We start from the raw sequence: 6,630 nt of genomic DNA, 5'->3' as shown, positions 1-6,630 counted from the left end.
GCTTGAGCCAGTACTGGAACGCCTGCACGAACGTGATCGACCGCATGCCGCCGCCGACGACGTTGCCGACGACGATCGCCCCGACCGCGGCCACGCCCACCCACTCGGGCAGCCCCAGCAGGATGTTCAGCGTCAGTCCCGCCCCCTGGAACTGCGGCACCAGGTACAGCACGCAGATGACGGCGACGACGATCATCGCGAGGGTGCGCACCCAGCGCGTGCCGAGCCGGAACTCGGCGAAGTCCGGCACCGTGTAGGCGCCGGACCGGCGCAGCGGTGCGGCGACGAACAGCAACAGGCCCAGATAGCCTGCGGCGAAGCCCACCGGATACCACAGGGCGTCGGCGCCGTACTTCGCGACGAGCCCGGCGACACCGAGGAACGATGCGGCGGACAGGTATTCCCCCGCGATCGCCGCGGCATTCCAGCGCGGCCCGACCGTGCGCGACGCGACGAGGAAGTCGGAGGTCGTGCGTGCCAGGCGGACGCCGTAGATGCCGATCGCGACGGTCGCGGCGGCAGCGGCGATCAGGCCGACGACGGTGAGAACGGGAATCGAACCGGTGCCCATCGCGGCTCAGTCGTCGGTCAGGTCGGTGAAGTCCTGCTCGTTGCGTTCGGCCAGCCGCACGTACAGCCACGAGATGCCGAGCAGCACCGGATAGCCGACGACACCGAGCAGCAACCACGGCAGCCGCAGCCCCAGCAGCGTCACCTCCGCGAGCGAGGGAACCAGGGCGAACAGCACCGGCAGCGCCCCCAGCAAACACACCGCGACGAGCGCGAGCCGCAACGCCAGCCCGAGCTGCGCCCGGACGAGGCCGCGCACCATCGCGTCGCCGATCTGCGTCTGCTGCTGCACCTCGACGCGGGTGCGGACCATGCGGGCTCCGCGCCGCTGCGCGAGCACCACCCGTTCCCGCGGCGGCGGACCGGCGGTGCTCATCGGGCCGTCCAGGTCTGCATGGGACCGCGGATGAGCCGGTCCTTGAGTTCCCGGGTGTGGCGGCGGCTGACCGGAAGCTCCACCGGCTGCTGGTCCCCCTCCGGCCGCAGGCACACCACCAGGCCGGATCCGACACTGCGGATGCCCGTCACCAGCGGCAGCGCCACCAGGTACGACCGGTGTACCCGCAGGAATCCGGCGTCCGCCCAGCGGCTCTCGAGCGTCGAAATGGGGATGCGCACCAGGTGGGAACCGGTCGCGGTGTGCAGGCGCGCGTAGTCGCCGTCGGCCTCGACCCACCGCACCGACGACCGCGGCACCAGCGTCGTGACCCCGCCGAGTTCGACGGGAATCACCTCGTCGGACGACGACGGAGCGCCGCCCTGGTCGCTGCTGCTGCGGCGGCGTTCGGCGATCCGTCGCACCGCCTCGGCGAGCCGTTCCTCGCGCAGCGGCTTGAGCAGATAGTCGACCGCACCCAGGTCGAACGCCGCGACCGCGCGGTCGTCGTGCGCGGTCACGAACACCACCGACGGTGGCTGCGCGAAGTTGCGGAGGATCCCCGCGAGCTCGAGGCCGTCGAGCCCGGGCATGTTGATGTCGAGGAAGACCGCGTCGATGCCACCGTCGCGCAGCAGCCGCAGCGCGGTGGTCGCGTCGCCCGCGGTATGAACCGAGCCGATCTCGTCGCGCCGGCGCAGCAGGTAGGCAAGCTCGTCGAGGGCAGGCGGCTCGTCGTCGACCGCCAGCACGGTGAGGGACTCCGGATTGTCGTTCACAACGGAATCATCGTGCCATGCCCCGCCGCCGGTCACGGTCGGATCCCCGGCCGGAACTTCGGCACCCGCATGCTGACCTTGGTGCCGGCGCCCGGTGCGGTCTCGACGACCAGGCCGTAATCGTTGCCGAACGCCGCCCGCAATCGGTCGTCGACGTTCGCCAGGCCCACGTGCGCGGACTCCTTGACACCGCTGTCCTCGCGGTCGGCGACCGCGTCGAGCGAACCCGAGCGCAGGAGTTCCGGGTCCATGCCGATGCCGTCGTCCTCGACACTGATGACGCAGTCGGTGCCCTCGTCGGCGGCGACGATGCTGATGGTGCCGGCGCGCGTCGGTTTCCCGGCGATCCCGTGCCGCACCGCGTTCTCCACCAGCGGCTGCAACGCGAGGAACGGCAGCACTACCCCCAGGACCTCGGGGGCGATCTGCAACCGCACGTCGAGCGCGTTGCCGAACCGGGCACGTTCGAGCGTGAGATACCGGTCGATGTTGCGCAGCTCGTCGGCGAGCACCGTGTACTCGCCCGCGGAACGGAACGAGTACCGAGTGAAGTCCGCGAACTCGAGCAACAGTTCGCGGGCCCGGTCCGGGTCGGTGCGCACGAACGAGGCGACCGTGTTGAGCGCGTTGTAGATGAAGTGCGGGCTGATCTGGGCGCGCAGCGCACGAACCTCCGCGCGGTCCAGCCGCGCGCGGGACGCGTCGAGCTCGGCGAGTTCGATCTGGCTGCACGCGTATCCCGCGACCTCGGCGAGCACCCCGAGCATCGCCGGGCCCGGTTCGGTGGTGGTGACGACGCCGAGCACCCCGACCACGCCGACGCCGTCGATGATCAGCGGCTGGGCGATCAACGCCCGCGCCGCGAGCTCTTCGGGTCCGCGCACCAGATCGCCGTGGCCGACGAGCACGCGACGCTCCCCCTCGATCGCGCGGATAGCTGCGTCGTGCATCTGGTCGGCGAGTCCCTCGTACAACCCGTGCCATGCGAGCCGGTTGCCGTCGGCGTCGAGCAGTGCCACGGCCTGCGCGCCGGTGAGGGTCCGCAGGTGCGGCGCGGCCTCCTGCGCGGAGGTCGCGTCGAGTCCGCGGCGCAGCGGTCGCGCGGCGAGCGAGGCGGTGTGCAGCGTCGCGTGCACGGCGCGTTCGGCGGGGGTGGTGACGACGCGACGGGTCCGTGCCCACACCGCGGCGATACCGCCGGCTAGGAGCGCGGCCACCACGACGAGCGCGACGACGACAGTGCCGGTCACTGCTCACCCCACCGGGCCGGGCGCTGCAGGCGTGGATGTTCGAACAGGCGTGGATGCTCGAACAGGTCGGTCGCGATCATGCATACAAAGCTAGAACCTCGGACGCCGCGGACCGCCGCAACGCGTCAGGCGGGTCGTGCCCGCGCGGAACCGACGAGCGGCACCGGTTCCCTCATCGGCGCCAGCGCTCCCACCGAGAAGGTCCTTCGACGCTGCAGCACGGTGCCCACCGGCCGCACCGCGAACGTGACGGCGACGTCGCACTCTCCGAAACGCAGGGCGGTCAGCGCACCGGATTCGACGACCGCGACGACACCGTGGAGGTCGTATTCGACGGTCAGGTCGAGGTCGACGCGACCGACGAGCACGCCGTCGAGGCTCAGTTCGACGGACGGATGCCGGCTCGCCGTGATCCGCGTGCTGTCCAGCGACACAAGCTGTTTCGTGCCGGTGAGGGACGTGGTGGCCGCGTCACGCAACCGCCGGTAGCGCTGCCGGCCCTGCGCGAACAGGTCGTCGAGGCCGACCTCGAGGATGTCGGCGATCGCGGCGGCCACCTCCGCATCGACGGCGGTGAGCACATCCGGGGGGATCGCGTTCAGCGCCCTCACCGCGGCACGGACAGCGCCGAACCGGCCGAGGACGTCGGCCACCGCCGCGGCCGACCGGTCCGGAGGAACGCCCGGCAGCAACACGGTGCGCGCGGTGATCGCGTTCGGATCGGTCATGAGTTGTCTCCTGTCGTCCGGATGTCCCACGAGCGGGCACGGAAGTCGATCCCGACCGTCGGTCCCTCCCGGTCCTCGACCGTGGTCCGCGGATTCCGGTCGCGCCGGACGACCGCACGCACCTCCGGAGTCCTGTGCCGAGTCCGGCGTTCACCCGGCCGGCGAAGTCGCGTCACGAGCACCGCTGCGGCGAGTGCCCCTGCCCCGGCGCCGAGTCCGGTCAGTGCCACTGTGGCCGTGTTCTTCGGAGGATCGGCGGGAGCAGGCGGGTCCGGCGGCGAGGCCACGGTGATCGGCGATCCGGCCGATGCCGTGACCGTTTCGGTGACCGCGCGCGGTGGCTGCGCCCGGTTCTCCGTCACGGACCCGGTGACGGTTTCGGTTGCGGTTCCGCCCACTTCGACTGTCTCGGTGACGCTTTCGGTTCTCGTCTCGTACACCGTCGAGGTCTCGTACACCGTCTCGTAGACCGTCGTGGGCACGTACACCGTCTCGTAGACCGTCGTGGGCACGTACACCGTCTCGTAGACCGTCGTGGGCACGTACACCGTCTCGGTCACCGTGGTGGTCGACACGATCTCGCTGTCGCAGCACGAACCCGAGGTGTACACCGAGCCCGGGTCCGGCGATGCTTCGCCACGGGTCGACCCGAGGAACACGAGACCGAGCGCAACCGCGCCCATGCAGATGCCGGCAGCCGCTCCGCGCCGCCCACCCGCCGCCCCCGTATTTCGCATGTTCCCAGAGTCTTCCGGCGACGTCCGGGACGCACGCGTAGTGCACTACCCGATTTCTGCCGGGCCGCTCACGTCCGGCCGCGGCGGTCGATCCGTTCCTCCGCGGCGGCCTCCTCGACGTCGAGGCTTTCGAGTTCGATGCGGAGGGTTTCGTCGTCCAGGGTTCCCTCGTCGCGCGCGGCGATCAGGGCGGTGCGCTGGGCACGCAGGATCGAGCGCCGGAATTCGTCGAACAGTGCGCTCGCGTCGAGGTTGCGGTCGTCCTCGTTCTCCGATTCGACGGCCTGGGCGTCGACGCGGGCCTGGATGGATCGGCGCACCCGTTCGAGGATGCGGCGCACGGACTCGGCGTCGAACCCGGACGGCGGGTGCTCCGCGAGGTTCCGGAGTTCGCCGTGGGCGGCGGTTTCGACGATGGATCGGGCGAGGGCGCGCTGCTCCTCGTTGCGGAGCCGCTCGTACGGGTCGTGCACGTCGAGCCTGCGGATCAGGGCGGGCATGGTCGCACCCTGGATGAGCAGGGTTCCGACGGCGACGACCAGCGCGATGAGGTGGATGATGTCGCGACCCGGGAACGGTTCGCCGGACTCGAGTACGAACGGGATACCACCGGCGGCGGCGAGGGTCACCACACCGCGCATCCCCGCCCACGAAACGACCAGGTGTTCGCGGAAACTCAACCGGTCGCGGCCCAGCCGGACCAGCCCGATGTCGCGGGTGACGCGGCGGCGTCCCCAGTTCAGCAGACCCCACGCGGGCCGCACCGCCATGACCACGACGAGCACCGCGAGCGCGTACAGCAGCGCGAGAGCGACGTCGTAGCCGTGGTCGGTGACGTCGTCGAGCACGAACTTCAGCTGCAGTCCCATGTACGCGAAGACGAACATCTCGAGCAGGAGATCCAGGCTCTCCCACACGTAGCGTTCCTGGATCCGCGTGTTCACCGATGCGTCGGTGGCGCGGTGCCCCATGTACAGGCCGGCGGCGACCACAGCGAGCACCCCGGACGCGTGGATCTCCTCGGCCGCGAGATAGGCGGTGAACGGAAGTACCAGTCCCAGAGACGTTTCCAGTGGTGAGTGGTACATGCGGAGCCGAACCTGATGCACGACCACCGCGAGCACGAGTCCGACGGCGACACCGCCGGCCACCTCGTAGCCGAAGAACATGACCGGAGAGTCGAAGTACACCCGGGTGCCGGCGACCGTCGACACCGCGACCGTGAACAGGGTCAGGGCGGTCGCGTCGTTGACGAGCCCTTCCCCGGTGAGTACCGCGATGACCCGTTTCGGCAGTCCGAGTTTCTGCCCGACGGCGACGGCACTGACCGCGTCGGTGGGGGCGACGACCGCACCGAGCACCAGTGCGGCGCCGAACGTCAGCTGCGGGACGAGCCATTCCGCGAAGAACGCCACCGCGAAGGCGGTCGCGAGGACGGTGACGATGCCGAGCCGCAGGATCGGCGACAGGTAGCGCCGGAAGGTGGGAACGGAGAACCGCAGCGCGGCCGAATACAGCAGCGGCGGAAGCACGACACCGAGAATCACCTCGGGTTGCAGTTCCAGCCGGGGCAGTCCGGGGATGAACGATGCGGCCGCACCGATCGCGACGAGCACCAGCGGCGCCTGCAGATTGCGCCGGGTCGCCAGTCCGGTGACGGCGATCGCCGCGATGACGACGAACAGTATCCAGGTCCCGTTCACGGCAACGATTCTGCTCTGCCACGCGCGGCGATGGCGGTCGGTCGTTTCGGTCAGGACGCCGGATCGGGAGTATTCGCGCAGCTAGCGGACACGCGCACCCGTCCGTACGTGTGCGCGTGTCCGACCGCTGCGCGGCTCACGCGCGCCGGTCGATTCCTGCGCACGCGAGCCATGTCGGATCAGGCAGTGCCGAGGGCGTTCTTCGCGGCGTTCTCCGCCGCATCGACCTGGCCGGAGAACTTGCCACCGGTCTTGTCGTCCGCCAGGTCGCCGACCTTCTCGATCGCCTGGTTCACCACGTCGGGGTGATCGGCGGCGAGTTCCTTGCCCTTGTCGACGATGCCCTTCACATTGTCCAAGAAGCCCACGGCATTTCCTTTCGTTCGGGTACCGAGCGAAAGGAAGCCTGCCACACCCGACGCAGGATCTCCGGGAACGCTATCCGGAACCGGGTCCCGGCGGCGGGCCGGGCTGCTCCGTCCCGGGT

7 protein-coding genes and 1 pseudogene are annotated in these 6,630 nt (G+C 70.2%); all 8 read right to left on the bottom strand.

Annotated features, from left to right (window positions below; translation table 11 throughout):
* A pseudogene (locus M1M07_RS31635) lies at positions 1 to 571 on the bottom strand (cation acetate symporter); the annotation flags it as partial.
* Positions 572 to 577: 6 nt separating this feature from the next.
* The gene (locus M1M07_RS31630) at positions 578 to 946 is read right to left on the bottom strand and encodes a hypothetical protein (RefSeq protein ID WP_197250908.1); all 369 of its coding nucleotides are present in this window, start codon (positions 944 to 946) and stop codon (positions 578 to 580) included.
* Entirely contained in the window at positions 943 to 1,725 is a 783-nt protein-coding gene (locus M1M07_RS31625) for a LytTR family DNA-binding domain-containing protein (protein ID WP_197250907.1), read from the bottom strand. The genes M1M07_RS31630 and M1M07_RS31625 overlap by 4 nt, the downstream gene beginning before the upstream one ends.
* Positions 1,726 to 1,757: 32 nt before the next feature.
* Positions 1,758 to 2,945: a histidine kinase gene (locus M1M07_RS31620; RefSeq protein WP_248676681.1), complete on the bottom strand. Its 1,188-nt coding sequence runs from the start codon at positions 2,943 to 2,945 to the stop codon at positions 1,758 to 1,760.
* Positions 2,946 to 3,100: 155 nt separating this feature from the next.
* The gene (locus M1M07_RS31615) at positions 3,101 to 3,703 is read right to left on the bottom strand and encodes a hypothetical protein (RefSeq protein ID WP_197250905.1); all 603 of its coding nucleotides are present in this window, start codon (positions 3,701 to 3,703) and stop codon (positions 3,101 to 3,103) included.
* Positions 3,700 to 4,440 carry a hypothetical protein gene (locus M1M07_RS31610; protein WP_248676680.1) on the bottom strand — a complete coding sequence of 247 codons (741 nt, stop codon included), beginning with the start codon at positions 4,438 to 4,440 and terminating at the stop codon, positions 3,700 to 3,702. The genes M1M07_RS31615 and M1M07_RS31610 overlap by 4 nt, the downstream gene beginning before the upstream one ends.
* A 68-nt stretch (positions 4,441 to 4,508) precedes the next feature.
* The gene (locus M1M07_RS31605; RefSeq protein WP_197252639.1) at positions 4,509 to 6,143 is read right to left on the bottom strand and encodes a Na+/H+ antiporter; all 1,635 of its coding nucleotides are present in this window, start codon (positions 6,141 to 6,143) and stop codon (positions 4,509 to 4,511) included.
* 179 nt (positions 6,144 to 6,322) lie between these two features.
* Positions 6,323 to 6,511, bottom strand: a complete 189-nt coding sequence (locus M1M07_RS31600) for an antitoxin (protein ID WP_197252640.1) — start codon at positions 6,509 to 6,511, stop codon at positions 6,323 to 6,325.
* Positions 6,512 to 6,630 lie beyond the last annotated feature (119 nt).

Origin of the sequence: Rhodococcus sp. HM1 (assembly GCF_023218075.1) — a bacterium.
Classification (GTDB): domain Bacteria; phylum Actinomycetota; class Actinomycetes; order Mycobacteriales; family Mycobacteriaceae; genus Rhodococcus.
This window is presented reverse-complemented; position numbering and strand designations above follow the sequence as displayed.

Coding starts and splice junctions, on each gene's coding strand:
- M1M07_RS31630 (WP_197250908.1), bottom strand. CDS start 946: ATGAGCACCGCCGGTCCGCCGCCGCGGGAACGGGTGGTGCTCGCGCAG.
- M1M07_RS31615 (WP_197250905.1), bottom strand. CDS start 3,703: ATGACCGATCCGAACGCGATCACCGCGCGCACCGTGTTGCTGCCGGGC.
- M1M07_RS31610 (WP_248676680.1), bottom strand. CDS start 4,440: ATGCGAAATACGGGGGCGGCGGGTGGGCGGCGCGGAGCGGCTGCCGGC.